This is a genomic window from Streptomyces sp. NPDC001832 (assembly GCF_040297265.1).
GTDB lineage: Bacteria > Actinomycetota > Actinomycetes > Streptomycetales > Streptomycetaceae > Streptomyces.
In genome coordinates, this window is sequence record NZ_JBEOYU010000026.1 from 43,201 (window position 1) to 68,022 (window position 24,822).

At 68.3% G+C, this 24,822-nt stretch carries 27 protein-coding genes; 11 read left to right on the top strand and 16 right to left on the bottom strand.

From position 1 onward, the window contains the following. The first annotated feature begins 6 nt into the window (after positions 1-6). Positions 7-540 (top strand): helix-turn-helix domain-containing protein, encoded by a 534-nt coding sequence (locus ABT115_RS20485; RefSeq protein ID WP_351791745.1) that lies wholly within the window; start codon positions 7-9, stop codon positions 538-540. 17 nt (positions 541-557) lie between these two features. Here ABT115_RS20485 and ABT115_RS20490 read toward each other — a convergent pair whose 3' ends face one another. Together ABT115_RS20490 and ABT115_RS20495 are read right to left on the bottom strand one after the other, a co-directional pair. Further along, the gene (locus tag ABT115_RS20490) at positions 558-695 is read right to left on the bottom strand and encodes a hypothetical protein (protein ID WP_351791611.1); all 138 of its coding nucleotides are present in this window, start codon (positions 693-695) and stop codon (positions 558-560) included. Positions 696-727: 32 nt separating this feature from the next. Continuing rightward, the gene (locus tag ABT115_RS20495; protein WP_351791614.1) at positions 728-1,744 is read right to left on the bottom strand and encodes an extracellular catalytic domain type 2 short-chain-length polyhydroxyalkanoate depolymerase; all 1,017 of its coding nucleotides are present in this window, start codon (positions 1,742-1,744) and stop codon (positions 728-730) included. A 194-nt stretch (positions 1,745-1,938) separates the two neighbouring features. On the opposite strand from ABT115_RS20495, the gene ABT115_RS20500 reads away from it, so the two are divergent. The 3 genes from ABT115_RS20500 to ABT115_RS20510 all read left to right on the top strand — a co-directional run bounded on the left by ABT115_RS20500 (position 1,939) and on the right by ABT115_RS20510 (position 5,512). Then, on the top strand, positions 1,939-3,723 hold the full coding sequence (locus ABT115_RS20500) for a helix-turn-helix domain-containing protein (protein ID WP_351791617.1): 1,785 nt from the start codon (positions 1,939-1,941) through the stop codon (positions 3,721-3,723). A gap of 409 nt (positions 3,724-4,132) precedes the next feature. Next, complete coding sequence (locus ABT115_RS20505) at positions 4,133-4,294, top strand: hypothetical protein (protein ID WP_351791620.1); 162 nt, start codon at positions 4,133-4,135, stop codon at positions 4,292-4,294. Between the two features lie 708 nt (positions 4,295-5,002). Next, complete coding sequence (locus ABT115_RS20510) at positions 5,003-5,512, top strand: hypothetical protein (protein ID WP_351791623.1); 510 nt, start codon at positions 5,003-5,005, stop codon at positions 5,510-5,512. Positions 5,513-5,906: 394 nt separating this feature from the next. Here the strand turns inward: ABT115_RS20510 and ABT115_RS20515 are convergent, their stop codons facing one another. Together ABT115_RS20515 and ABT115_RS20520 are read right to left on the bottom strand one after the other, a co-directional pair. After that, positions 5,907-7,271: a radical SAM protein gene (locus ABT115_RS20515; protein WP_351791626.1), complete on the bottom strand. Its 1,365-nt coding sequence runs from the start codon at positions 7,269-7,271 to the stop codon at positions 5,907-5,909. 157 nt (positions 7,272-7,428) lie between these two features. After that, on the bottom strand, positions 7,429-8,274 hold the full coding sequence (locus ABT115_RS20520) for a pentapeptide repeat-containing protein (RefSeq protein ID WP_351791630.1): 846 nt from the start codon (positions 8,272-8,274) through the stop codon (positions 7,429-7,431). Between the two features lie 396 nt (positions 8,275-8,670). On the opposite strand from ABT115_RS20520, the gene ABT115_RS20525 reads away from it, so the two are divergent. After that, positions 8,671-9,162 carry a hypothetical protein gene (locus tag ABT115_RS20525; RefSeq protein ID WP_351791633.1) on the top strand — a complete coding sequence of 164 codons (492 nt, stop codon included), beginning with the start codon at positions 8,671-8,673 and terminating at the stop codon, positions 9,160-9,162. A 105-nt stretch (positions 9,163-9,267) separates the two neighbouring features. Continuing rightward, complete coding sequence (locus ABT115_RS20530) at positions 9,268-9,495, top strand: hypothetical protein (RefSeq protein WP_351791636.1); 228 nt, start codon at positions 9,268-9,270, stop codon at positions 9,493-9,495. 178 nt (positions 9,496-9,673) lie between these two features. Here ABT115_RS20530 and ABT115_RS20535 read toward each other — a convergent pair whose 3' ends face one another. From ABT115_RS20535 to ABT115_RS20550, 4 genes are all read right to left on the bottom strand, one after another. After that, on the bottom strand, positions 9,674-10,744 hold the full coding sequence (locus tag ABT115_RS20535; RefSeq protein WP_351791639.1) for an enoyl-CoA hydratase/isomerase family protein: 1,071 nt from the start codon (positions 10,742-10,744) through the stop codon (positions 9,674-9,676). Between the two features lie 227 nt (positions 10,745-10,971). Then, positions 10,972-11,460, bottom strand: a complete 489-nt coding sequence (locus tag ABT115_RS20540; RefSeq protein WP_351791642.1) for a GNAT family N-acetyltransferase — start codon at positions 11,458-11,460, stop codon at positions 10,972-10,974. 92 nt (positions 11,461-11,552) lie between these two features. Then, entirely contained in the window at positions 11,553-11,966 is a 414-nt protein-coding gene (locus ABT115_RS20545; protein ID WP_351791748.1) for a roadblock/LC7 domain-containing protein, read from the bottom strand. A gap of 144 nt (positions 11,967-12,110) precedes the next feature. Further along, positions 12,111-12,737 (bottom strand): GTP-binding protein, encoded by a 627-nt coding sequence (locus tag ABT115_RS20550; protein WP_351791645.1) that lies wholly within the window; start codon positions 12,735-12,737, stop codon positions 12,111-12,113. A gap of 334 nt (positions 12,738-13,071) precedes the next feature. Between ABT115_RS20550 and ABT115_RS20555 the strand changes: the two genes are divergently transcribed. Beyond that, positions 13,072-13,221 carry a hypothetical protein gene (locus ABT115_RS20555; protein WP_351791648.1) on the top strand — a complete coding sequence of 50 codons (150 nt, stop codon included), beginning with the start codon at positions 13,072-13,074 and terminating at the stop codon, positions 13,219-13,221. A gap of 26 nt (positions 13,222-13,247) precedes the next feature. Here ABT115_RS20555 and ABT115_RS20560 read toward each other — a convergent pair whose 3' ends face one another. The 5 genes from ABT115_RS20560 to ABT115_RS20580 form a co-directional block, all read right to left on the bottom strand. Next, positions 13,248-14,738, bottom strand: a complete 1,491-nt coding sequence (locus ABT115_RS20560) for an LCP family protein (protein WP_502969132.1) — start codon at positions 14,736-14,738, stop codon at positions 13,248-13,250. A gap of 162 nt (positions 14,739-14,900) precedes the next feature. Further along, on the bottom strand, positions 14,901-15,335 hold the full coding sequence (locus ABT115_RS20565; protein WP_351791751.1) for a DUF742 domain-containing protein: 435 nt from the start codon (positions 15,333-15,335) through the stop codon (positions 14,901-14,903). A gap of 22 nt (positions 15,336-15,357) precedes the next feature. Beyond that, on the bottom strand, positions 15,358-15,795 hold the full coding sequence (locus tag ABT115_RS20570) for a roadblock/LC7 domain-containing protein (protein WP_351791653.1): 438 nt from the start codon (positions 15,793-15,795) through the stop codon (positions 15,358-15,360). Then, entirely contained in the window at positions 15,792-18,335 is a 2,544-nt protein-coding gene (locus tag ABT115_RS20575) for a sensor histidine kinase (RefSeq protein ID WP_351791656.1), read from the bottom strand. Before ABT115_RS20575 ends, ABT115_RS20570 begins: the two co-directional genes overlap by 4 nt. 64 nt (positions 18,336-18,399) lie before the next feature. Then, a complete protein-coding gene (locus ABT115_RS20580) occupies positions 18,400-19,275 on the bottom strand; it encodes an MHYT domain-containing protein (RefSeq protein WP_351791659.1) in 876 nt (291 codons plus the stop codon). 106 nt (positions 19,276-19,381) lie between these two features. Here ABT115_RS20580 and ABT115_RS20585 point away from each other — a divergent pair, with 106 nt between their 5' ends. Next, entirely contained in the window at positions 19,382-19,528 is a 147-nt protein-coding gene (locus ABT115_RS20585) for a hypothetical protein (protein WP_502969133.1), read from the top strand. 24 nt (positions 19,529-19,552) lie between these two features. On the opposite strand, the gene ABT115_RS20590 is transcribed toward ABT115_RS20585, so the two are convergent. After that, positions 19,553-20,458, bottom strand: coding sequence for an oxygenase MpaB family protein (locus ABT115_RS20590; protein WP_351791661.1), 906 nt, complete (start codon positions 20,456-20,458; stop codon positions 19,553-19,555). A gap of 231 nt (positions 20,459-20,689) precedes the next feature. On the opposite strand from ABT115_RS20590, the gene ABT115_RS20595 reads away from it, so the two are divergent. Continuing rightward, entirely contained in the window at positions 20,690-21,652 is a 963-nt protein-coding gene (locus ABT115_RS20595) for a hypothetical protein (protein ID WP_351791664.1), read from the top strand. Between the two features lie 114 nt (positions 21,653-21,766). Here ABT115_RS20595 and ABT115_RS20600 read toward each other — a convergent pair whose 3' ends face one another. Next, a complete protein-coding gene (locus tag ABT115_RS20600; RefSeq protein WP_351791667.1) occupies positions 21,767-22,309 on the bottom strand; it encodes an MOSC domain-containing protein in 543 nt (180 codons plus the stop codon). A gap of 27 nt (positions 22,310-22,336) precedes the next feature. Next, entirely contained in the window at positions 22,337-22,519 is a 183-nt protein-coding gene (locus tag ABT115_RS20605) for a tail-anchor membrane protein (protein ID WP_351791669.1), read from the bottom strand. 302 nt (positions 22,520-22,821) lie between these two features. Here ABT115_RS20605 and ABT115_RS20610 point away from each other — a divergent pair, with 302 nt between their 5' ends. Together ABT115_RS20610 and ABT115_RS20615 are read left to right on the top strand one after the other, a co-directional pair. Further along, positions 22,822-23,415, top strand: coding sequence for an N-acetylmuramoyl-L-alanine amidase (locus tag ABT115_RS20610; protein WP_351791672.1), 594 nt, complete (start codon positions 22,822-22,824; stop codon positions 23,413-23,415). 106 nt (positions 23,416-23,521) lie between these two features. Further along, positions 23,522-24,772, top strand: a complete 1,251-nt coding sequence (locus ABT115_RS20615; protein ID WP_351791674.1) for a GAF domain-containing protein — start codon at positions 23,522-23,524, stop codon at positions 24,770-24,772. Positions 24,773-24,822: the final 50 nt, after the last annotated feature.

Genomic DNA, 24,822 nt, shown 5'->3' on the forward strand with positions numbered 1-24,822 from the left:
ACCGTGATGGGAGACCAGCTACGCACCCTTCGGACGGAAGCGGGACTCAGCCTGCGCGACCTCGCAGCGCAGACCGGCCTGTCCGCGACCTTGCTCAGCCAGGTCGAGCGGGGCATCCGCGAGCCGAGCCTCAAAACCCTCCGTGCCCTGAGCACAGCCTTCGGCCCGTCGACCGCCTCACTGTTCCACGGCCAAGCCCCGCTCACGGCCCACCACAGCCGCCCTCACGAACGCCCCCGCCTGCTCATGCCGAAGGGCCTCGTGCAGTACGAACGCCTGACCCCGAGCAACGGCCAGCTTGAAGTCCTTCTCGGCACCCTCGCCCCGGGCCAGGCCTCCAGCGACGAGGAATGGAGCCATGCCGCGGTCGAGTGCGCCTACGTCATCACCGGCACGGTCACCGTGCACGTCGCCGATCAGCGTTACGACGTACAGGCGGGTGAGGCACTGACCTTCGACGCCACACGACCCCACCGCTACACCAACAACACGAACGAGCCAGCAACCTACCTGGCGTCGGTGACACCACCCACGCCCTAAGGGCTGTCCCGTATTGATCACAGGTTCTTGAAGTGCGACCAACTCGGCCCCTGTGCGGATTTCTTCAGCCGGTTGAACAGCGTCGTGCCGTCGCTGTCGCGCTCCGGCGGACCGTGCCGAGAGGGCGAAGGGGGTGGCGGCTGCCATTCAGTCACCACCCGCTTCGTACGTGTCCCGCTTGATCCGGTCAGCCGCCGAGCGCATGCACCTCGCTCAGGATGGCACGCATCTGCGGTCCCGACTTCTGGGCGTAGTCGCTGCCCGTGTACCCCCACCAGTCCCAGCAGCCCTGCGGGTTGCCGCGCAGCAGGCTGATGTCGGTCTGCGGGTAGAGGATCACCAGGTTGTTGGTGTCGGCGTACTCGTTGAGATGAGACTCACGGGCAAACCGGTCACCCACGAACTTGTTGTCGCTCATGCAGCCGTGCAGTGCGACGACCAGCTTGCACGCGGCCCCTGCCGCGCAGGAATCCGGCGTGTAGAGAAAGCTGCTGCCGCCCATGCTGTACCACTGGGCCAGACCGCCCGGCACATACCGGTCCTGGTCGTGCCGGCTGACGGTGCCCGACTGCGAGGCGGCCGGTGCGTTGACCCGCCCCAGCCAGTGGCTGAGCATCTCGCCCTGCGGGTCGTTTCCGCAGTTGATCAGGAATGGGTAGAACGTGGTGCCACAGCTCAGCGGGGCGTTCGGAGTGGGCCAGCCGTGCCCTGCCGGATCGGTGTCGTGGTACACGGTTCTGGCCTCGAAGTCCCGGTAGAACTGGACCCCTTCGTCACTGACCGATGTCCGGACGACGGGGTCCTGGGTGCCGTGATACGTGTAGACGGGCTTGCCCTTCAGGTTCGACACGGGGTCGATCCGTCCGTCGGCCGACCAGCGGCGGGTGATCTGCTCGATGCCCTCGGGGTCGGTGGAGATCAGCCCTGTACCGCAGGCGATCAGGCCGACGACGACGCCTCCTTTGCCGCAGTAGTACGGGCCTGCGGCGACGATTCCCGCGCCCTTGAAGGTGCCGGAGTAGGCGACCTGGAGCTGCGAGGCCATGAAGCCGCCGGAAGAGATTCCGGTGACGTAGGTGTCGGTGATGTTGAGCCGGGGAAGGCCCGGTTCGCCCGCATGGGCGGGGGCGGTGACCCCCAGGGTCGCTGCCAGGGCGGCGGCCAGGGTGACAGCGGCGGCCCGCAGGGAGCGGAACTTCATCATGCGCTCTCCTTCACTGGTACCCGTTCAGGGAACGGGAGTTGGAATTCGGGGGTACGGAGGACGAACGGGGCCATGGTTGGTCGTGCACCGCCCTGCGGGAAATGGAGGTGTGCCACGTCGTCAACGGCCGATGAGTGGAGATTTTCTCCGTCGCCCGGGGTGCACGGAGGCGACGGTGTTGTATCACTGACCGGGTGACGACGACGCCAGCGACCACCGGTACTCTGCTCCGCCTACTGCGCGAGGAGGCGGACGAGGCGGCGTTCCGTGCCGTGGCTGCCGAACCGCTGCTCGTAGACGAAGCACTGGAGATACGTTCCCGGCTCGCGGCCCACCGCCGCCGGGAGGCCGCGCTCGCCGCGCTCTACGAGACCGCCGGCGACCTCGCCTCGCTGCGCGACCTCGAAGATGTCCTGCAGGCCATAGTCAGCCGCGCCCGCACCCTGGTAGGCACCGATGTCGCGTATCTACTGCTCTCTGAACCGGATGAGGGCGGCACGTATGTACGCGTCACCGACGGCATCACGACGGAAGGGTTCAAGACCGGCCGACTCGCCGCCGGTACCGGCCTCGGAGGACTGGTCGCCGCGACCGCCCTGCCGTACCACACCGCTGACTACCCCAACGACGCCCGCTTCGAGCACACCCCGTACGTGGACGGCGTCATCGGCGACGAGGGGCTGGTGGCCATCCAGGGCGTGCCGCTGAAGTTCGGCGACCAGGTGTACGGGGTGTTGTTCGCCGCCAACCGCCGGGTACGGCCCTTCTCGCCCGACGAGGTCGACCTCCTCATCTCGCTCGCCAACCATGCCGCCCTCGCAATCGAGAACGCCACTCTCTTCGAGGAGGTCCACAAGACCGCCGCCGTCCACGAGCGGCTCACGGCCGTCGCACTCGACGGCGGCGGGCCGACGGGGCTGGCCATGGCGCTCGCCGAGGTGCTGCGAGGCAGCGTCCTCTTCCTCGACGCCCAGGACCGGCCGCTCGCCTCGGCCGGCGACGCACCGCCCGAACCAGCAGATCTCGTACGGGAGATGGCGCAGGCCCGAGACCACCGAATCTCCGCGTCACGCGGAACCGTCTGTGTCACCCCGGTCGTGGCCGCCGACGAACATCTCGGCACGCTGTTGCTCGTGCGCGGCGGGCTCGACGCCTCCGACATCCATGCCCTGGAACGGGCCGCCCAGGCAGCCGCCCTCATGCTGCTCGGTGAACGAACGGTCGCGGAGGCTGAGCACCGGTTGCGCGGTGAGATCCTCGAAGACCTGCTGGGCGCCCCGCACCGTGACCCCGAAGGGCTGCGCCGCCGAGCCGCGCTGGTCGGCCTCGATCTGGAGCGTGACCATGTGGTGCTGGTGGCCCGGGGTGGGGGCCACGGCAGGCGACGCCGCATCACGGAACTGGCGGGCGGCCATGCCACTCGGCTCGGCGGCATCGCGGGCGAGTACGGCGGCAGCACCGTCGTCGTACTGCCCGCCGCCGAAGACCCGGGCGGCGCCGCCCGTACCCTCGCCGAACTTCTTACCGCCGGGATCGGACACCCCGTCACGGTCGGTGCGGAGCACGCAACACCCGGCGCCGCGGCCGTCGTCGAGGCATACCGGGACGCCGCCCGCTGCCTGGACGTACTGGTCTCGCTGGACCGCGCCGGCGAGGGTGCCTGCCGCGACGACCTCGGTATCCACGGCATACTGCTGGGCCCGGCGGGCCGTGACGAACTGGACCGCTTCGTCCGCCGCACGATCGGCCCGCTGGTGGAGCACGACAAAACGCGCGGCAGCGACCTGGTACGCACCGCACTCACCTACTTCGCCTGCGACGGCAGCCTGAGCCGTACCGCCACCGCCCTGTACGTCCACGTCAACACGCTCTACCAGCGCATCGACCGGATCTCGGCGCTGCTCGGCCCGCAGTGGCGCCACGGCGACCACGCGCTGCAAGTCCACCTGGCCCTCACCATGAGACGAACGGCGGGATAAGGCCCTGACAAGCTCGTGCATCGTTGGCGGTGAGCGGGGTGCGTGCGCAGCTCGCGGGACGCGCGGTCGGTGAAGCGGCGCTGGTAGGCTGTGGGGCGCTGGAACGAAGCCGATGGGTGGGGGGCTTCATCCGCCCCCGGCGCCGCTTCAGACTCCCGCTTCGGGCCGGACATCGACCGTCTTTCGCGGACGGGTTGCCCCAACTGGTCAGCTGTCGCACCGTCGAGTACTGACGATCCAGTTCCGTCAAGCCAGTTGCTCAACGCAGACATGGGGCCTTGCGGGCGGAACTGCGCTGTCGCTGCCCAACTCCGGTCAACTCGGCGACGTCCTACCTGCAGCACGTATACTCGGTCTGCGCTTCCCCTCACCGGCGGAAGACACCCGTACCCTCGACAGAAAGTTCAACATGAGTTCCGCAGACAGAGCCGAGGCACCGATCTACGCCAGGCTTGTGGAGGAGCACGGGGACGTTCCGGCCGAGACGCGCCGGGTGGCCGAGCAGACCTTGCGCGAGGCGGACCGCGCGATCGACTTCAGCGGCTTGCGCTCGCCTGGGGCATTCCGCTAGATCGGCGCGCGAGTCCCTCGTCCAAGCCGAGCCACGATGGGCCGCATGCGCTTCGCCGGCGGTGCGACTGGTTCGGGAGTGTCACTGGCCGCGGCATACTGCTGCCCCATGACCACTCACCGAACAGCCCTCCCCCGGGCCTCGCGGACTCCGCTGTGAGTTGATGCAAACCGCGACCCCGTCACGACGAAACGGCGAAGTTGACCGTTCCCTGGACGGGTATACCGTCGATGCAGTCACCTACTGCCTCGGCTATCGGCACCGCCGCTGGCAGAGCAGCACCATCCTCACCAACGACGCCCGCCGCATCGGTGCCAGATCCAGACACCGTCGCCGAATGCTCCGGCAATAGCCCTACGGACCGTCACTGCAAGTCAAACTGACGGAACGTGAATGACGGGCATTCAGAACAGCTGTTTCATTGCCTCCCGCCAAGGAAACGTGTCACCCCAGACACGTTCGCCCCTGGGGTGAGTGGGCATCAGAAAGTCTGCTTGGAAAGATTAATGATGCATCAATTGTGTTATTGAGAAGGAGTTTGGCATCTCCGTCTGATTATCTGAAAATAGCATTTGGGTGGCTTGCGTACCCCGATCGGCGCCCCGGCATTAACCGGCAACGTGTCCAATATGACAGCTATGGGGGCCGTCAGTACGTTCAATCACAGGCCGGCTGCTCGGCCGACCTCTCTGAGACAGGAGACGTGACATGGCTACCCGTTCCACCGTCGTTACCGCCGCCATCGCGACCGCCACGGCACTGGCCTCCAGCGGCATCACCTACGCCTCGGCCGCCACCACCGAGTCGGCCCAAGCATCCCCTGTCGCTCAGCAGGCCACCACCCCCGTTTCGGTCTTCAACGGCGGCGACGCCGACAAGAGCAACGACGATCGGGGCTACGACGAATGGGACTACGGCAACCGGGAGCACTACGAGGGTCGGATCCAGATCAACGAACGCACCTACACCGACAACCCCGGTGACTGTATCACTGTGGTCAGCGGACTCGGCTCCAAGAGCCTCAACATCCGCAACGACAGCCGCAGGACCATCGAGGTCTTCCGAGGGGCCACCTGCGGTAACGGCGCCCCCGTTGCCACCGTCGGACCCCACAGCTCCACTGACGGCGTAGTCCCCGGCCACGTCCGGGGCGGCATCTTCGTCCACGACGGCGTCGTGGCCAGCTTCCGGGTACTTGAGCGCCACTACGAAGGCTAAGGGCTGTCCCGTAATCCCTGGCGGGCACGCGACGACAGCTACGGCACCTCGCCGCGTTGTCGGAACGTCCGCATACACCCAGTATGCGGACGTCCCTCCGCCTTGCGATGCACCGCATCTGACGCCGCGCACTGATCCACCACGGATTACGGGACAGCCCTTAGTGACCGAAACACCCGTATGACACGAGACCCCGGCCCGCCGGAATCGGGCCGAGGTTTCCCCGCCGCATCCGGAAACGGCCTTCGTTCTTGCGGTGCTGTTTTCGGCGCCACGTGCTGCGTGACGGGATCCCCGGTGCCCGGTCACCGGCCTCACGGCCCCTGCGTCTGGCTACGGGCCATACGTGAACTGGCTACAGCCGCCCCGGTGGTGCCCGACGACCGGCTCGGTGCTACTGAACGTCGCCCGGACGGGCCGGAAGACTGTCCATGAACGAGCTGACGGAGAAGACGGCGCGCCCCGGGCCGGGCGGGCCGTAGCCGGGGGGCGAGCTGAGCCCGTACTCCTCCATGGTCGCGCGGTAGGCGTCCAACAGGCGGATGTGGTACTCCAGCGGCGCTCCGTCCGGGTTGGTCTTTCCGAGCGGGGTGGTGGGCTCCGGGCACCAGGTGGTGAATCGCGGGGTGATGCCGTGCGACATGAAGAACCGCAGGCCCTCGGTGGTCGATTCGATGGCCTCGTTCACCGTGGTGAAGCCGAAAGGCTCAGCCATCTCCACGCCCGCCACGAAGTTTGGGATGACATTGCGGGGGCCGAAGACCTCGGCAGAGTCCAGGATGCGGCGGTGCCACTCGTCGCGGCCCACGTAGCGCTCCTTGCCGGGGCAGTAGAGCTCGAACAGCCGGCGATCCCACACCTCGTAGTTGGGGTGGTAGATCTGGACGCCGTAGTCGTGGAATCGCTGCACATCGGCCTTGGGCAAGGCCTGGGCGACGACCTTGCCGATCCAGCGACCGGGGAAGCGCTCCTCGATGGCTTTCGCGTACTGACCGTAGAAATCGGCCTCGTCGCGGCCACCGATGTGGGAGGTGATGGCACCGCCGGTGAGGGTGTAGGCCGTGGACGCCTTCGCGGTGTCGTACTTGTCGATGATTGCAAGTGCCTCCAGGACCTCCTCGACAGGCTTCACACCGGTGTACGGGCGTTTCGCCGCCTTGTGCTGGCGCCAGTTGTGGTTGATGTCGCAGTACTGGCACTCCTCCTTCGCTCCGAAGTACTGGCAGACTCGGAAGACTGTCAGATAAACGAGGTAGCCCCACTGGATGGTGGGCGCGACCTCCATCACGGACTTGCCGTTCTCAAGGGTGTGCCGGTAGTAGTCCGGCATCGGCGGCAGGCCGACATCGGAGATCCGCCTGCCGTCGAGGTACAGACCGAGCACGCCGTCGTCGTCGGCCGCGACGCGGTACGGGGACGCCGGATTCACCCGCACCGACACCACGGTCCTGCGCAGTTCGTACAGGCCTCCGGTGAGCACGATCTCTTCCGGCGGACGGCGGAGTGCGGCCGCGCCGATCTCGGGCAGGGTGCCGTGGTCGAACGAGAAGATGAAGTACGACTTCGGCTTGACATCGCCGCCCTCGTTCTCGCTGAGGGCGGACTCGTCGAACGCCACACCGCCGCGCAGGAGATCTTCCTTGATGACGGCTTCCCGGGGCACGTGCGGGAACTGCTCCATGAGCCGTTCGATCAGGCGGGTACGGCTCCCGTCGGTGCTGCTCTGCTCGGTGCCGCTGCGGTCGGTACTGCTGGGCATGTGCGGGACTCCTCGGTCCGGTCGTCGAAGGCGTTCCGGGTACGCCACACTGTGCAACGAACCAGGGGTGTCGGCGGTGCCCCGCCGCACCGGCCGATTCGTTCGGGCGTGTCGCGGGTGTTGTCCGGGCCGTCAGAATCGCGGTCCGGGCCGGGAATCACTGGTCCCAGTGCGTGGGGCGGCTGAGCGAGGGCGGGAGTCTCGTCGCCGCGTCGCCCCTGGCCGAATTGAGCTGAGCCTGGGTGAGAAAGAGACTTCCGGTGAGGTCGGCGCCGGACAGGTCGGCGTCCCGGAGGTCGGCCCCGATCACATCGGCCAGACGCAGATCGGCGCCCTTGAGGTCCGCTGCGATGAGGTACGCACCCCGCAGATCGGCACCCCGCAAATCGACGCCCTTGAGCCTTGCTCCGATGAGGTCGGCGCCACGGTGATCGCGCTTCTTTCTGCGGGGTGCCGCGGCTCGTGCAAGTTCGCTGGTACGGAGCAGGAGGGCAGCGACGTCTTCTCGGTGCGCGGCCACATCCAGACCCGTGAACGCGTCCGCCGGAAGGTGAGTGAGGCGTTCCGTTTCGTCGCGGCTGCGACGGATCTCGGCGTGGAGGGAGCGCGCCGGTTCCAGGGACAGTGCTTCCGTGAGGTACCAGAGGAGTTCATGGAGCTGTCGCATGACCGGGAACACCTGGAACATCTGCTGGGCGGTCTGCGAGGACCGGCGCCAGTCCTGCCCGTGGAAGGTCTCGTGGGAGACCTTCTGGCCGGCTCCGAAGCAGTCGTACACGGTGCAGCCAGGGAAGCCCTGGGTCCGTAGTTCGGTGTGAATTCCGCAGCGGAAGTCCTGCTGCAGATTGCGGCAGGGCTTGCCTGCATCCTTGTTGATCGCGAAATCCGCGGACCGGGTCAGGGTCAGTGCGACGCAGCACAGCCCGAAACAGTTCGCGCAGTCGGCGCGCAATGGGGCACGGTCATGGCGGTGGGTGCCGGGGCCTTGGACTTTGTCGGGCACGGTGCGTGGATCCTCTGGACTACGGAGCCGTCGGACGGTCAACCCTATCGGGATCCGTCACCCGTACGCGCCAATTTCCTGATCGCTCCCAGATGCCCCGGCGCGCAACGAGGCCAAGGACATCACCCGCCCGGGTATGCCCCCGGAAGCCGTTCAGGCTCTCCGGCACGTACAGCGGCCGGACGGCACCCGCACCATCACCGTTGACAGTCCGCCGGATCCGCAGTGGCAGGCGCACCTGACCCGCCACACACCGGTCCGTACGATCCGGCCTACGACGGGACGGACAACACCATCACGGACAATTTCTTCCTCTGGGTCGGCGACGGTCGATGCCTCCTTGTCAGTGTGGGGACGCACACTGACAGCGGTACGGCACGGGCGAAGGGGACACTGATGGGCACTGAGCACGAGACCGGGTTCGAACCGGCCACCGGAAACGGCTCGAGGAACCCGGCACCGGACGTGAGGCGGGACGCCTCGGTACGGGCGGCGTTCGAGGGGATGCTGCAGATCCGGCGGCTGACGAACACTGGGCACGCCAGCCCGGAGCGCGTGCCTGCGCCTTGGGAGACCCACCAGCCGATACGGGCCATCGCACTGGCCTTGGAAGCGTCTGGCCTGGCCGCCTCGGCCGTTGACGACTCCGGCCTGCGCACGGCGGCCGGGTACCGTCTGGAGCAGGGTGAGGTGCCGGGCAGCGTAAGGGTCGAATGGGTCGGCCCGGCCGGCAGCGGCGCCGCCCATGCGGAGGAGGGCGAGCTGGCCCTGTGTGCGGCTGCGCTACGGGAGTTGGGCTGGACGGTGCTGCTGTACCGAGGGCCGCGGCGCAGAAGATTTCTGGAGGTCGAACCACCGGCCGGTGTCCGACGGCCGAACGGCGGCTGAGGGCTGTCCCGTAATCCGTTGCGGCCCCACCCCGCTGCGGAAGTGCGTTGTCAGACCTATGGGGGATGCTGGTGGTTCCGACACCTCTGACCGGGAGATGCTGAGATGCGCAATGACGAACTCGCCGCAGCCCAGGCGTATGTCCGACTGCTGGAGGCCACCCGGGCCGCGCTCGCGGAACCTGACGAGGGCCCGTTGTATGTGCCATTGCTCGCCTCCCCGATCGCGGAGGCCGATGGCGCTCTGGAGCGCGCTGGGCTCTGCGGCAACGAGTCCCGTTTCTTCGATCTCGTGCGCGCGCTTCAGCCAAGCATGTCCGGTAGCGGTCGCTGAACGGCACCGCGATCACGCTGGTCTCCATCGCCGGGCGGACCGGACCGGGTGGGCCGGCCCCGCCCGGCGTCCGGCGGTCGGCAGGCGTAGCCGCCGTCGCACCGTCACTCTTCACCTCGTCGCTCTGATGCGCCACCATGCTCTGAACGAGTCGGCAAACCCGAGACGAACGTCAACTTCATGCTCGACCAGTGCCACAATCCAGGCCGAGTTCCCGGTCGCCCAGCGGGGCGAAGAAGAGCGCCACATCGGCCTCGGAAACCTCGGCCAGATCCGCTGGGCTCCACCGCGGATTGCGGTCCTTGTCGATGATCTGGGCGCGCACGCCTTCCACCAGGTCGGGCCTGGTGAAGGCGGTGCACGAGGTCCGGTACTCCTGGTCGAGCACCGCCTCGAGACTGTCGAGTCTGCGGGCCCTGCGCAGGGCGGAGAGTGTCACCTTGAGCGCGGTGGGCGACTTGGCCAGGATCGTCTCGGCGGCCTGCTTGGCGGCGGGGACACCTCTGTTGTCGAGGCAGTCGAGGATCTCTTCGACGGAATCGGCCTGGTAGCACGAATCGATCCACTCGCGGTGCGCCTCCAGTTCACCGCTCGGCGTGGGTGAGGCGTACCGCCGCACCGTCTCCTCGATCTCGGCAGCCGCACCGCAGGCGGCGAGGGCCGTGGTGAGCTCGGCAAGGAGCTGCGACGGTACGAAGTGGTCGGCCAGCCCGCACAGCAGCGCGTCACCCGCGCCGACCGCATCCGCGGTGAGCGCCAGATGAGTGCCGAGCTCACCGGGCGCGGCACCGAGCAGGTGCGTCCCGCCCACATCCGGGACGAAGCCGATGCCGGTCTCGGGCATGGCGATGCGCGAGCGTTCGGTGACGATACGGATGTCGCCGTGGGCCGAGACACCGACGCCGCCGCCCATCACGATGCCGTCCATGATCGCGACATACGGCTTGGGGAATCGGGCGATACGGGCGTTGAGCCGGTACTCGTCACGCCAGAAGTCCATCGATGTACTGCCGCCCGCGCGGGCGTCCTCATGAATCGAGCGAATGTCGCCGCCTGCACAGAGGCCGCGCTCCCCCGCACCGGTGATGAGGACCGCGGTGACGGTGTCGTCGAGCTCGGCTTCGGCAAGTGCTTCGTCGATGCGCAGCACCATGGCATGGTTCAGCGCGTTCAGGGCGCGCGGGCGGTTGAGCGTAATGTGCCGGATGCGTCCCTCGGTGTGCAGCAGGACGGAATCGTCGTGGTTCATGAATGCGCTCCGGTCAGCCCCTGTGCCGTATCGCCCGCCCGATCGCGGACGATCTTCCGCTGCCATTCTGCGGGGGCGGGTCCCGGGCTCGGGCAGCAGGGGGTGCAGAGGCCACCCGGACCGGCCCTCAGCCCGGATTCTGCCGGGTGTCCGCTGTGGCGGCCCGCCGGAGTTCGCCACAACTGACCTCGCATCGCCACTGGTTGGGTCATGACGGAGAACGGCTGTCACAGGGGACGGTACATGTTGTGCAGTCCGACGAATCCCTGTTTCGGATGGTTGAATCCCTCGGGCAGGGTTCCCAGAATTTCGAAGCCGAGCGCGCGGTAGAGCCCGACAGCGGGGGTGTTCGTCTCCACCACGGCGTTGAACTGCATGGCCCGGAACCCCGATGAGCGAGCCCATTCCAGCGTGTACGCGCACAATGCCCGGCCCACACCCTGCCCGGAACGCTTGGGGTCGACCATGTAGCTGGCGCTGGCGATGTGCGCGCCGTTGCCCATGTGGTTGTTGTTCATCTTTGCCGTGCCGAGGATGGTCCCGTCGTCGTCGACTGCGACGACCGTGCGGTTCGGTGACTTGAGGAGCCACCAGGAGCGGCCGTCGCTCTCACCGAGATCGAGCGGGTAGGTGAAGGTCTCTCCCGCGGCAACGATTTCGCGGAAGAACGGCCAGATGGCGGGCCAGTCCTCGGCAGTGGCTTCCCTGATCAGCATGTGGGTCAGGATGCCGGTGCCGTTCTCCCTGTGCGAGTTGTTTATCGGGACGCCGGGATGCGCGGCTACGCAGTCCGAGCCCCGCGGCCGGGTCAGATCCGCTTGTTCCCTTCGTTTCCCGACTGCCGCGCGGCGACACCGAGATGCTCTCCGACTCTGTTCACGAGCAGCGTCATTTCGTACGCGACCTGGCCGACGTCGGCCTCGGCCGCGCTCAGCACACACAGACAGCTGCCGTCCCCTGCGGCCGTCACAAAGAGCAGTGCCTCGTCGAATTCCACCATGGTCTGCCGGACCTTCCCTGCCCGGAAGTGGCGTCCCGACCCGCGGGCGAGGCTGTGCAGCCCGGACGAGACCGCGGCGAGATGCTCCGCGTCCTCACGCGCCAGGCCTGTGCTCGCGCCGCTCACCAGTCCGTCGTTCGACAGCACCAACGCGTGCCGTATGTACTCGACCCTGCTCGTGAGATCGTCAAGGAGCCAGTCGAGTTCCTTGTCCAGCGCCATTTCCCGTTCCTCCCCGCTCATACGTTCCCCGTGCCCCACACGTTTCGCGTAAGCCTCGCGCACTGGTCACGTACGGGCAAGCACTCCTCGGTCATGTGGCTGGGTCCTGGCCTCTTGGCGCGCAACCGGTGTGCGCCGGGAGGGTCAGCTCACCGAGTCGAGGAGCCGGGCGGTGTGCATCCGGCCAGCGTATTCGACTATGCGGATCAGGACTTCCTTGCCGGAGTGGCGGTCGCGCGCATCACACAGCACGACCGGCGTACCGAGGTCGAGATCGAGGGCACGGGACACTTCGCGTTCGCCGTATTCGCGGGCGCCCGCGAAGCAGTTGACCGCTACGACGAAGGGGATGCCGCGGTGCTCGAAGTAGTCGACAGCCGGGAAGCAGTCCTCCAGGCGCCGGGTGTCGGCCAGGACGACGGCCCCGAGCGCCCCTTGGGAGAGCTCGTCCCACAGGAACCAGAAGCGGTCCTGTCCCGGTGTGCCGAACAGATAGAGCGAGAGACCGGAACGGATGGTAATACGTCCGAAATCCATGGCCACTGTCGTCGTGGTCTTCTGATCGACCCCGTCGGTGTCGTCGACCGACTGCCCTGCCTCGCTGAGGAGTTCCTCCGTCCGCAGCGGCCGGATCTCGCTGACCGCGCCGACCAGCGTCGTCTTCCCGACTCCGAAGCCTCCGGCTACCAATATCTTCAGTGCGAGGGCATCGGTCTCCGCGGCCTCCCCGGCCGTCTCCCCGTGGGTGTTGTCAGCGTGCTCAAAAGGCATCGATCACTTCTCTCACCAATGAGTCCCAAGACGCTGAATACGCAGGTCAGAGCTGTCTTGAAGGGCTCGGATTCCGTGCACCGTCAGCATGAGTACGGCGACAGCATGGCAAACGAGAACCTGCCCCGTGGGACAGGATCGCTTTTTTAGCGATGTGAACGTTCCCGCTCACTGACTGCCCGGATGAGTCCGCAATCCGATACGTCTGGCTGAGTGCGCCATCCCGGTCGCGAGCGCTGGGGCCGCTCACAAACGCATGGCCTAAGGGCTGTCCGACGCCTGCACTGGGTGCTTCGGGTGCGAGGCATGGCCCACGCGGACAGGGAGAGCAAGAGTGCCGACAGCTGCCGCCGGCGGTTTCGAGGATCCGCCCGCGGAGGTACTGAACGCCACGGACGACGGCGCCGCTCTGTACGGGTCGTACGGTTTCACGATTCCCCGTCACCCGGCGCTGCAGCTTCGGACGGTGCGGACACCGCTCTGAGCGCCCTGCCCACTGCTGCGGAATGGTCAGCCGTACGAGAGGTCCGCGCACGGATCGTCGTCGGCCGACCGCGCTCCGTCGGCGACGGCGGACGGCACGGCGGAGGGGCCCGTAGCCTCGGGTGCGAACGATGGGTTCTGGGCGTAGGAACTGCCGAGGATCACCTGGATTCCGGCGGTGTCGGACGCGGTCGTCCGAGCTCCGGCGAAGAGCCGTGCGGTGGTCTCTGCCTCGTTCCGCAGGCCCGGTCCGTACTCAATGACGGTCGAAGCGTAGTCCTGGCTGTTCGCTGTGGCCGTGCTGGTGACGGTGAAGCCGCGGGCACGCAGGAGTTCGGTGGCCTGGGCCGCGAGCCCCCTGACCGTGGTGCCGTTGTAGACAGCGATGCTGATGCCCGTGCCGGAGACCGGGGCAGCAGCTGCGGGCGATGCCCCGTCGCTCGCCGCCCCCTTGCCCTCGGCCGATCCCCCGCCACTGGCGTCCTGGCCGTCGACCGTGCGGTCGGCCTTCAGCGCTGCCCAGAGCGCGTTGGCGTCCGGTTCGACTATCGCGACGCGTGAGCCCTCGAAACGCCAGGGGACAGTGACGAACTTGGTGTTGTGCAGGTCGACGTTCTTCATCGACATGGCGAAAGACAGAAGCCGGTCGGCCGACCCGAGCCCGGGGTCGACGGTCATCGCGGCGGTGGCCGCGTCGGCGAGAGGCAGCAGCGTGGTGGGGTTCAGCCCCCGGGACTTGACCTTCTTGATGAGGGAGGCCACAAATGCCTGCTGGCGCTTGATCCGCCCTATGTCCGAGCCGTCACCGATGCCGTGCCGGAGCCGGACGTAGTCGAGTGCCCGCTGCCCGGATACGGTCTGCGGGCCCTTCGCGAAGATCCGGGCGCCCCGTGTGGGCCGCTTCGGGCTGAGGTCGCGCTGGTAGATGTCCTGGGGCAGACACACCCGGACGCCCCCGACGGCCGAGGTCAGTGCGGAGAATCCGGCGAAGTCGATGACGACGGTGTGGTCGACACGCAGGCCGGTGAGCTGCTCGACGGTGTTCTGTGTGCAGGCCGGGTTTCCCTCGGCCGTCTCCCCGACAGAGAACGCTCCGTTGAACATCACGTCGTGCTGCGGCGCGGTCCACTCGCCGCCCGGCATCTTGCAGGCCGGAATATCAACCAGGGAGTCGCGGGGAATGGACACCGCGACAGCGTGTTCGTGGTCGGCGTACACGTGGAGAAGGAACGCGGTGTCGGAGCGTCCCACCGCACCCGTGCCACCGCCCAGCTCACCGTTGTCGCCCGAGCGCGAGTCCGATCCGATGACCAGGACGTTCTGCCCGTTCGACGAGCCGGGCGGCCGGTCGCCCGAGAGCCCGTCCGCGCTGAAGGTGTCGATGCTGCCGTTCAGTTTGAGATAGACCCACCCGACGCCCGCGACGAGCAGCACGAGGAACGACAGACCGAACATGGCTGTTCGTCGCAGTCGGCTGCCCCTTCGCCTGCCCGCTGCTGACTTATGACTTCCTGTCATCGGCCACCCCGTCCGTCCGGATTCCGTGGTGGAAGACGCGCTCCGCCGCCCCACGGTTGTACGGTTGCGCAATTACGCGGGAGGCGGACGCCCCAGGCGCTGCGACGCCGCTGCCAATCGTGGGTGAGGCCGTTACTGCCCGGCCTCGTCACCGAACTGCCCCTACAGAGCCCGCAGACCGTTGATCACCTCGCGGAGGATGTGTTCGTCCGGCAACTGTGCAGGCGGTACGGGGCGGCTGACGCGTACGTAGCCGGCTTCGAGCAGATCGCCGAGAAGTACGCGTACGACCCCAACCGGAAGGTCGGCATCGGCGGAGAGCTCCGCGACGGACTGGGTCTTGGACCGGCAGAGGGTGAGCAGTGCTCGGTGCTCGGGACCGAGCAGGGATACCTCGGTGCCGTCCGGTGCGTTGTCGTCGACGGTGACGAGTGCGATCACATCGAACTGCACGCCGGTGGGGCCCGGTTCGGTCCTGCCGCCTGTCACGGCGTACGGGCGGACCAGCGGGCCGGCTTCGGCGTCGTACCACTGGCTGCCCGGACGTGCGTGCGGGCTCGGGGTCCGCGCGATGCCTCCCGGGCCCTCGTCGGTCATGGACACGGCCGTCTCCACCCTCTCAGCCGACAGCCGACGGGGGTGCGGCGAACCGCGGCGGGGTACGAAGATGCTCACCGACCCGTTTGACGAGCCGAGCCATCTCGTAGGCCACCAGTCCGATGTCGGCGAAGGCCGTGCTGAGTACGGCGAGGCACGATCCGTCGCCCGCTGCCGCGACGAACAGAAAGCCCTCGTCCATCTCCACCATGGTCTGGCGTACGTTCCCGGCCCGGAAATGGCGCCCCGTGCCCTTGGCCAGGCTGTGGAATGCTGAGGCCACGGCGGCCAGATGCTCGGCGTCCTCGCGGCTCAGGGCGCTGGAGGCACCCACCGCGAGGCCGTCGCCGGAGAGCACGACGGCGTGGCGGACCTCGTCGACCCGTGCCGTCAGATCGTCCAGCAGCCAGTCGAGTTCACCCGAGGTCTGGTGTGCCCCGTCCCTCTCGTTCGCGATCACGCATGGTCTCCTTCGCTGTGTGGACGGCGGTCGGTGCTGCCCGGGCGGGGCAAGGGTGTGCGGGGGGTGGCACCGCCGCGCACCCAGCCGTTGCGGTACGCGGTCATGCGGTCCCGGGCCTGCTCAGGGGTGCGCTCCGGGGGGCGGTCCGTGTCATTCGGGTCGCCGCGTGGTGGTTCGTCGGGGCGGGACTCCTCGCGCAGTTGCGGAACGAGGTTGGCCTGCCGCACACGGCGCGGCAGGCTCGCGTCGTCGGGCTGCTCTTCCGAGTGAGCCTTGGCCTTGTGCTCGTCCGTGCCGCCCGGTCGCGCGCGCAGCGCGGTGACCGCGGCAGCGGGCTCCGTACGGGACCCGAGCGCGGGTACGGGTACCGGCGCGGGGAAGGCGGTGGTTTGCGGCCGTACCGAACAGGGCCCGGGTCCGAAGGGCGGACGGTCCCGGTCGTCCCGGCGCTCGGCCGAGGTGTCCCCCGGCGCAGCCGGCGCATCGGCCGCCTGCAATGCACTGTGCAGCAGCGCCGTTGGCAGCAGAACAACTGCGGTCGTCCCGCCGTACGCGGAGGTGCGCAGCTGAACCTTGATGTGGTGGCGTACGGCGAGCCGGCTGACGACGAAGAGGCCGAGCCGGTCGCTGTCGAAAAGGTCGAGGGGCTCCGCCTGTTCGATGCGTCGGTTTGTCTCACCGAGGAGTTCGTTGCCCATGCCCAGGCCGCGGTCCTCGATCTCCAGGGCGTAGCCGTTGCCCACGGGCTCGCCGCTGATGCGTACCTTGGTGTGTGGCGGTGAGAACTGTGCGGCGTTCTCGATGAGTTCGGCCAGCAGGTGCGTGAGGTCGGCGACGGCCGCGCCCTTCACTGCGGCGTCGGGCAGCTGCCGTACCTCCACGCGGGCGTAGTCCTCGATCTCGGAGACGGCGGCGCGTACGACGTTGGTCAGCGGTACGGGCACCCGCCAGGCCCGTCCCGGCGCCGCACCGGACAGGATGATCAGGCTCTCGGCGTGCCGGCGCATCCGGGTGGTGAGGTGGTCCAGCCGGAAGAGATCGCTCAGCTCGTCAGGGTTGTCGGCACGGCGTTCCATGCTGTCGAGAAGTTTGAGCTGGCGGTGGACCAGCAGCTGGCTGCGGCGGGCGAGGTTGACGAAGACTCCGGAGATGCCGTCGGCGAGTTCGGCCCGTTCGACGGCGGCGCTGAGGGCTGCCCGGTGCACTGTGCCGAGTGCCTCGCCGACCTGGCTGATCTCGTCGTGGGTGGCGGGGCCCTGCGGGGCCTCGGCCCCGATGTCGAGTTCCTCGCCCGCCCGTAGCCGTTGCATGGCGTGCGGCAGTTTGCGGCGTGCGATCTCCAGAGCGCTGTTGCGGAGATCGACGAGTTCGACGACGAGCCCGCGGCCGATGCGCACGGAGATCACCAGTGAGGCGGCGACGGCGACAAATCCGAAGAGGACTGCGGCTCCGGACGGGCTGAAGAGTCCTCGGGCGAGCGGGTTCGCGGCGCGTTGGCCGGGCGTGGTGTCGATGGTGCGCAGCTCGCTCCGTACGCGGTCCACTGCTCGTTCCCAGTCGGCGGCGGGCACTGCCTTCGCGGCCTCGCGTCCGGCTGGCGCGGCGAGCACCTCGTCCTCGGCGGTCTGGATCTGCCGGTAGGCGTCCCCGGCGGTGAGCGTCTGCCAGGTGGCCCGCTCGGTGGCGGGCAGGTCTGCGCCCGCGGTCTCCGTGAGGTTCCTTCGGGAATCCACCGTGCCGGTGAACAGGCGCAGTTGGTCGCCCTGGAGCGTTCCGGCATGAACGGCCGCGGCCAGCAGGGCATCCTCGCGGGCGAGCATCTCGTCGGCGCGGGAAAGTTCGAACAGGACTCGGGCGTCGGAGCCGAGTGCGTCGTCCTGAATTCCGGTGAGAGCGCCACAGACGCCGAAGGCCGCGGAGACGGCTGCGGTGTACCGGTCGTACACGGCGTTCTCGTCGCCTGCATCGCTCCTGTCGGCGCGCAGTCGGTGGGTCAGGCCGAGGAACCGGTCGAGCCGGTCGGCGACGGTGGGCGGGAGGTTACCGGTGTCGGCGATGGTGTGGCCGCTGTCGAGGCGCAGGGCGGCGAGCACGGTGTCGGTGTGCCTGGTCCGGCGCTCCAGTGCGGCGGCCTGGGCGCTGCTGGGGGCCACGGACTGGAGCATGGCCGCCCGGCGCTCGCTCTGGAGCGCCGAGACGACGGTGGATATCGGGATCCGGACCTCTTCGTCGACCTGCTGCAACTGGCGTAGCCGTGCCACGTCCTGGGCGGTGGTGACCGTGGCGAAACCCCACAGGGCGAGCAGCGAGACGACCGGCACCATCAGCAGGGAGATGACCTTCGCGCGTACGGTCCTCGGACGAAGCGTCCACCGTCCGCGCGGCGCGGATGTGTTGTGCGTCAGCAGCGTTGCCTCGTGCTCGGCGCTCTCGTCGGCCAGCGGGCCCGCGTGCGCGCGGCGTCCGCGCTTCGGTGGGGCGGGGGGCCGGGCGGTGGTCGTCGCACCGGCTTCCGGGGTCGTGCGGGATGGGCGCATGGCCTCCTCGTTCCGGGTGTGGAGCTGGGTGTGTCGCACTGTCGGCCGGCCGGGTGCAGGGGCGTCAGGGCGTGGTGGCGGGTGGCGCGTCGTGTTCACGGACGTCGCCACGTCGTGCCCGGAAGACGGGCCCGCGCTCGGTGAATTCGTGTGCGGCTGCGGATGAGCCCGTTTCGGTGGGTGCTGCGGTGCGTTCGGCGAAGACGTAGGCGGCGCGTTCCCTGGCCGTCGGGGAAAGCGCCACGAACGCCGAGGTCAGGAAGAGGTACGAGCCGAGGCCGACAGCCAGGGGAAAGATGAACTCCATGGTCGTGGCGCCCGGGAGTTCTCTTCCGGAGGGCGCTACCTGCACGGAGACCGCCAGCATTCCGGTGTAGTGCATGCTGCTGACCGCCGCGCCCATGACGAGGGAGGCCAGTGCGACGGCTCGGGACGACTTGATGTTGAGCGCTGCCCACAGCGCCGCCGTAGCGGCTGCGACAGCGATGGCGACGGAGAGTGCGACCCGCAGCGGGTCGTAGTGGATCGTGCCGTGCAGACGGAGTGCCGCCATGCCGAGGTAGTGCATGCTGGCGACGCCGAGTCCGGTGGCGAACCCGCCGAGCAGCAGCGCCCTGGTCCGGTCGCGGCTGTAGCCGACGGCGAAGACGCCGCCGCCGACCACCACCATGGCGCCGAGCAGGCTGAGCAGGGTCAGCGGCACGTCGTAGCGGATTTCGGTGCCTGTCACGCCGAAGCCGAGCATGGCGATGAAGTGCATCGTCCAGATGCCCGAGCCGATGGCAGATGCTGCCGTGATCAGCCAGTTGCGGCGCGAACGGCCGGTCGTTTCGAGTGCCCGCACGGTGCAGCTCAGTCCGAGTGCCGCGCCGATGCATGCCATCGCGTACGAGAGCGCAGGTGTCAGCCAGCCGAAGGTGGCGTGGTCCAGGTGTCCCATGGATCGAGGACGCTAGCCTCGATGTGGGCACATGCCCCGGGCGTATTTCGAAAGCTGCTGAAATATGACAGAGAGATGTTCCTGAACGATCAGGCAGTGTTCGAACATGCACACCATTTCCCGGTACATCACGGACGACTACCTGCGCGCCGAGCACAACCTCCGCCCACTCCTGAAGCATTCAGGCCAGCGGCTCGACGCGTACACGGTCGAGGACGACCGCCTTCTCACCCTTGCTGTGCGGGCGCTCTGACCCGCGAGCCCTCTCGCTTCCCGCTCAGTCGGCCGGGGCGCCGGGGCGCCGCTTGTGCGGAACCGGACAGCCACGGATACCCGGCGTGGGGAACGTACCGAGGCCGGAAACCTCGTAGCCGTCCGGGTAGCCCTTGATCTCCGGGTTCTGCCGGGCGTAGTGCGGTGTGGTACGCGGCGGCAGCAGTCGTACGGCCCGCGCTCTCAGGCGCAGAGCGCCGCGGGTGAGGTTTCGGACCGCGGAGCCCGGGCGTTCGTATCGGAATGCACGCAGCAGCGAGTCGTCGAGGAGGGCAAGGGCGGCCTTCCGCGCGACGGCGGCGAAGGGGCTCGGATACCAGGAGCCCATCAGGTCCAGCGTGGCGTCGGAGACGCGGCGTCCCCCTTCGTCCCAGCCGAAGTGCTCGGCCTCGTAGGTGTCGAGGGTGCGTTCGAAGTCCTCGTACATCTCCGGCAGGTCCTTGATGCCCATGTGGGCGCCCAGGGTCCGGTAATAGGCTGCGCATGCCCGGAGTTCGTGGTCGGACAGCCGACGCCAGCCGTAACTGTCCAGCCACCGCTTCGGGGTGACGACGAAGGTGCACAGCACATAGCGCATGTCGTCGTTGCTGATGTCGTAGCTTCGGTGCATCTGATTGATCCGGCGGATGGCTGTGCGCCCCGGGTCGCTCTCGAAGCCGTGCTCCACGACGGTGTCGAGGAGGAGTGCGGTGTCGTCGTAGCGCTTCTGCGAACGGTCCGTCAGTTCTGCAGTCTCTGCGAGGAGTCGGCCGATGCTGGGGACGGCATAGGTGCGATACAGGGCCAGTTCGAGAGCGCGGGCGATGTCCCAGGGAAACTCATAGGTTGCTGTGATCCGGTAGATCCGGAGGAAGTCCCGTTCCGGATCGAGACGCTGAATCTCCTTCAGCCGGTCGTACCGCTTCACCATGCTGCCCCCTTACTTCGGTCGAATGTTCAACTCTATGTTGATGAGAAAAGTACGGTGGACCGTACGATGCTCGGCCTGCCCGCCGACTGGGGAGTGCCGTCCGGCGGACCGCGGGCCCCACGTCTTCCCCCTTGTCCGGGACCACATCTTCCCTTGTCAGGGCCTCGACGAGTGGGTTACCGACTCGTTAAGGTGCGCCGACGGACAACCGTGACGGACGAGGAGGGTGGCGTGGCCGGAACGAGCGACACAGTCGCCGACGACGACGCACTGTATGTGCTCACCGCGGTACTGCTGACACCTGCGCAGTTCCCAAGCGTGCTCGGTGACGACTACCCCGCCGCCTGCGCGGCGCTCGCCCTCGAACCGTACGCCGAGGGATACGGGCTGGTCCTCGGCCAGGACGGCAGTGGTGCGCGCTGGACCGTCGTCGTCGAGGACGTGTCGCTGGTCGCCGTCGCGATCGCGGCCTGGGACTGCGGATTGGAGTACGACCTCTCCCCCGACGACCGCTCGGTGGTCTGCGCACTGCCCGGCTGGCCCCTCGCGGTGGGGGTCGCCGCTCCGGGAGTGGCCGCCCCGCACGATCCGCTGCCGGACCCGGAGGCCGAGGGCACCGACCCGGCGCCGCTGGCCCCGCCCGATACGGAGTCGTGGGGGCCGGCTCAGCGACGCATGGGAGCGGACGAGGTAGCGCACCAGTGGTCGGCTTGGCGCGAGCAGATCGACGACGCGACGGCCTTCATAACTCCGGGCGGGGCAGAGAGTGCCGGGCGCGTCGGCGACGGCTCCGTCGCCGACGTTGAGACGAACGGAGCCGACACCGATACCGGCCCTGAGGACGAGGACCAGGACCAGGACGCCGACGGGCTCAAGGCTACCGACGCCACCCCCGAGAACCTCGCGAAGAACCCACCTGCCGGAGTGCACCCCGGTGTACGGCGGGCGCTCGCGGAGGCCCGTGCCTATGTGGACGCCCCGCCGCCGCCCGGCCGCGTCCGGTCCTCCTTCGCCACAGGCGACGCCCGAATGCTGCGCGCCGACGGCCCCGGCTGGTCACTGATCGCCAGGACCGATGACATCGCCTTCATCCTGCTGGACGAGGAACCGGGCGAGGTACTGCCGGTCATGCGTGGCGCGCAACTGCCCGGCCTGTTGAAGGCACTGGACGCGCTCGCAGTACGGCCGACCTGAGCGCCGCTTTCGGTACTCGGCAGAAGGCCGGCATCGGCCACCGGCCGAGTCAGAAGGCCAGCATCGGCCACCGGCCGAGGAGACGGTCCAACCACGTCTCAGACGCGCTCCGGACTACACGGGCCCCAGCGCCCGGTGCGGTCCGACGGGCAGCTCGACCTCGATCGAGTCGCCCGGCCGGACGACTCCGCCGACCGCGACAATGCCCATGATCCCGGCCTTGCGCACGGTCCGGCCGGCCTCGTCCCGGCCGACGACCTGTTTGAGGAGCCCGTCCTGGAAATTGTCGATCTGCAGGCACGGGTTGCGCAGACCAGCGACCTCGACGACTGCCTCGTCGCCGAGGTGCAGCAGAGTGCCGACGGGCAGGGCGAGGAGATCGACACCGCTGGTGGTGATGTTCTCCCCGAGATCGCCCGGGGCGACCTCGAAACCGGCTGCCCGCAATTCGCCGAACAGTTCCTCGTGGATGAGGTGAATCTGGCGCAGATTCGGCTGGGTGGGATCTTTTGCGACGCGGGACCGGTGCTTGACCGTGGCTCCCGCGTGCACATCTCCGTCCACGCCGAGCCCCGCCAGCAGGGTGACACTCTTCCGGTTCGGCTTGGTGAACGAATACTCCTCGTTCCTGCTCACCGCGGTCACTGCCCCGCTCACTGCGGCCCCCTGTCTGTCAGCATGTGGTCATCGGCCTATTTCCTTGCGGGTGATCCTGCGGAGCCTGCGTCGCTGACTGGGATCCAGCAGCAGATGCGCGACCGCCGGAACTCCGATCAGGACCAGGAGCGACAGCCAGAATCCGGTGATCGGCATCAGGATAACTGCGGCAACGACTCCCCCGATGGCGATCTTTGCGCTGTTCGACATCGTCCAGGCCTCCTTCGCGGCGCGAGGCCGCTCCTGCTGTCCGTCTTCCGCCACTCGCGCAACGCCCGTACGGTAGGGCGCGCGAGACGCTCGGCCGTACATCGGGGAACACCTTCCGGTCATCGGACAAAGGGAGCCACAGGGCGTTCGCCAATCTCTGCGACACCAACTACACCTGTGCGGCAAAGGTCCGCAAGGAATGGCTGCCCGCAGGTGATCCTCATCGCGGGCTTCACCGCCATCTGCGGGATACCCCAACGCTTTTGTCCAGCCCCTGCCCCTCCCCCCTCACAGGAGTTCTCATGCACCGCAGAAGGATTCTTCAAGGCGCCGCCGCAACGGCGGCCACCGTGCTGCTCCCTGCTTCCGCCCGCGCGGCGGCTGCCACGGCGGCAGGCGACACGGACTATCCGCTCGCCCACTGGACGCCCGCGTCCACGTCCAACTACACGGCGTCGACCCGACCTTCGGCCTATCCGATCCAGTACGTGATCATCCATGTCGCCCAGGAGACGTTTCCGGACACGATCGGGATCTTCCAGAATCCCGCGAAGCAGGTCTCCGCCCACTACGTGGTGCGATCGGCGGACGGCTATGCCGTCCAGTGCGTCCGGGAGCAGAACATCGCCTGGCATGCGGGCAACTGGGACTACAACACACGCAGCATCGGCATCGAGCACGAGGGCTGGGTGGACAAGCCCTCGTACTTCACGAATGCCATGTACGAGCAGTCGGCGCTGCTGACCGCCTCGGTCTGCGACCGGTACGGCATCCCCAAGGACCGTGCGCACATCCTCAGTCATGCCCAGGTCCCGGGCACCGACCACACCGATCCCGGCCCGAACTGGGACTGGGTGCGCTACATCCGTCTCGTCAATCTCTACTCGGCCGGCTGACACACCTTTCTCCACCAGGTCCGATCACTCTCCGCACCGTGGTTGTCGCAGACGTCGACGGCGGCCACGATGGGATGTGCACGACGCCCCTGGACGGGAGGGTGAGTTGACGGATCCCTGGGTGGCCCTGGAAGCCGATACAGACCCTGGTGAACGGCTCGGCCAACTGCTGCACGCACACGAGGTGTTCACCACCGCCGGTCGGCTGGAGAGGCCGGTGCGTCCGGTGGTCGGCGAGTCGTGGCGGCGCTCGGCCCGGGCCCGGGTCAGTCCGGACGGTGCGGCCCTGGTCGAGCTGGGCACGGACGAACTGGGGCCGTACCGGGACGGGCATCCCCTGGCCGCCGCCATGCCGCTGATCCGTGAGCTGATGAGCGCGTACGCGACGGACGGCGAACATCTTCTCGCGGTGTGCGACGCGCACGGCAGACTGCTGTGGGTCGAAGGACACGCAATGACCCGACGGGCCGCGGGCCGGATGAACTTCGTGGAGGGCGCCCGCTGGGCCGAGTCCGTGGCCGGGACGAACGCGCCGGGTACGGCCATCGCCGTGAACCGGCCGGTGCAGGTCTTCGCCGCCGAGCACTTCCTGCGGCCGGTCCAGCAGTGGACCTGCGCGGCGGCACCGCTCCACGACCCGCACACGGGACGGGTCCTGGGCGCCGTGGACATCACCGGTGGGAACCGGCTCGCGCACCCGCACAGCCTGGCGTTCGTGCAGGCGGTGGCACGCGCCGCCGAGTCGCAGCTCGCACTCCTCACGCCCTCGCCGGCCGGGGACACCGTACAGCTCAGTGCGCTGGGCCGGAACGAGGCGCTGCTCATCGCGGGAGGCCGCAAGATGCCGCTCAGTCGGCGGCACAGCGAGATCCTGGTGACGCTGGCCCGCCATCCCGAGGGCCTCGGCGGCGACGAACTCCTTGTCGAGCTGTACGAGGACGAGTCGGTGACACCGGTAACGCTGCGGGCCGAACTCTCCCGACTGCGGCGGCTGCTCGGCCCCGAACTCCTGCTCTCCCGCCCCTACCGTCTCTCCGCGCCGGTCGACGCCGATTTCGACACGGTGGCGCGCAGACTGGCATCCGGCGCGGTGACAGCGGCACTCAGCGCCTACGCGGGTCCGCTGCTGCCGGGCTCGCAGGCACCATCCGTCGTCCGCCTGCGGCACCGGCTCGACAAGCAGCTACGGGCAGCGCTCATCGCACGCGGTGACCCGGGGCTGCTGGCCGACTGGGCGTACAGCCCATGGGGCGAGGACGATCTCCCGGTCTGGCAGGCACTCGCAGCGGCCGTACCCGCGGGGCAGCGCCCCGCACTCCTCGCCAGGGCCCGGGCGCTGGACACCGAGCAGCGGTAGCCGCTCCCTCGCAGCCCACGCAACGGGGTTGCAACGTCGCGCTGCCTACC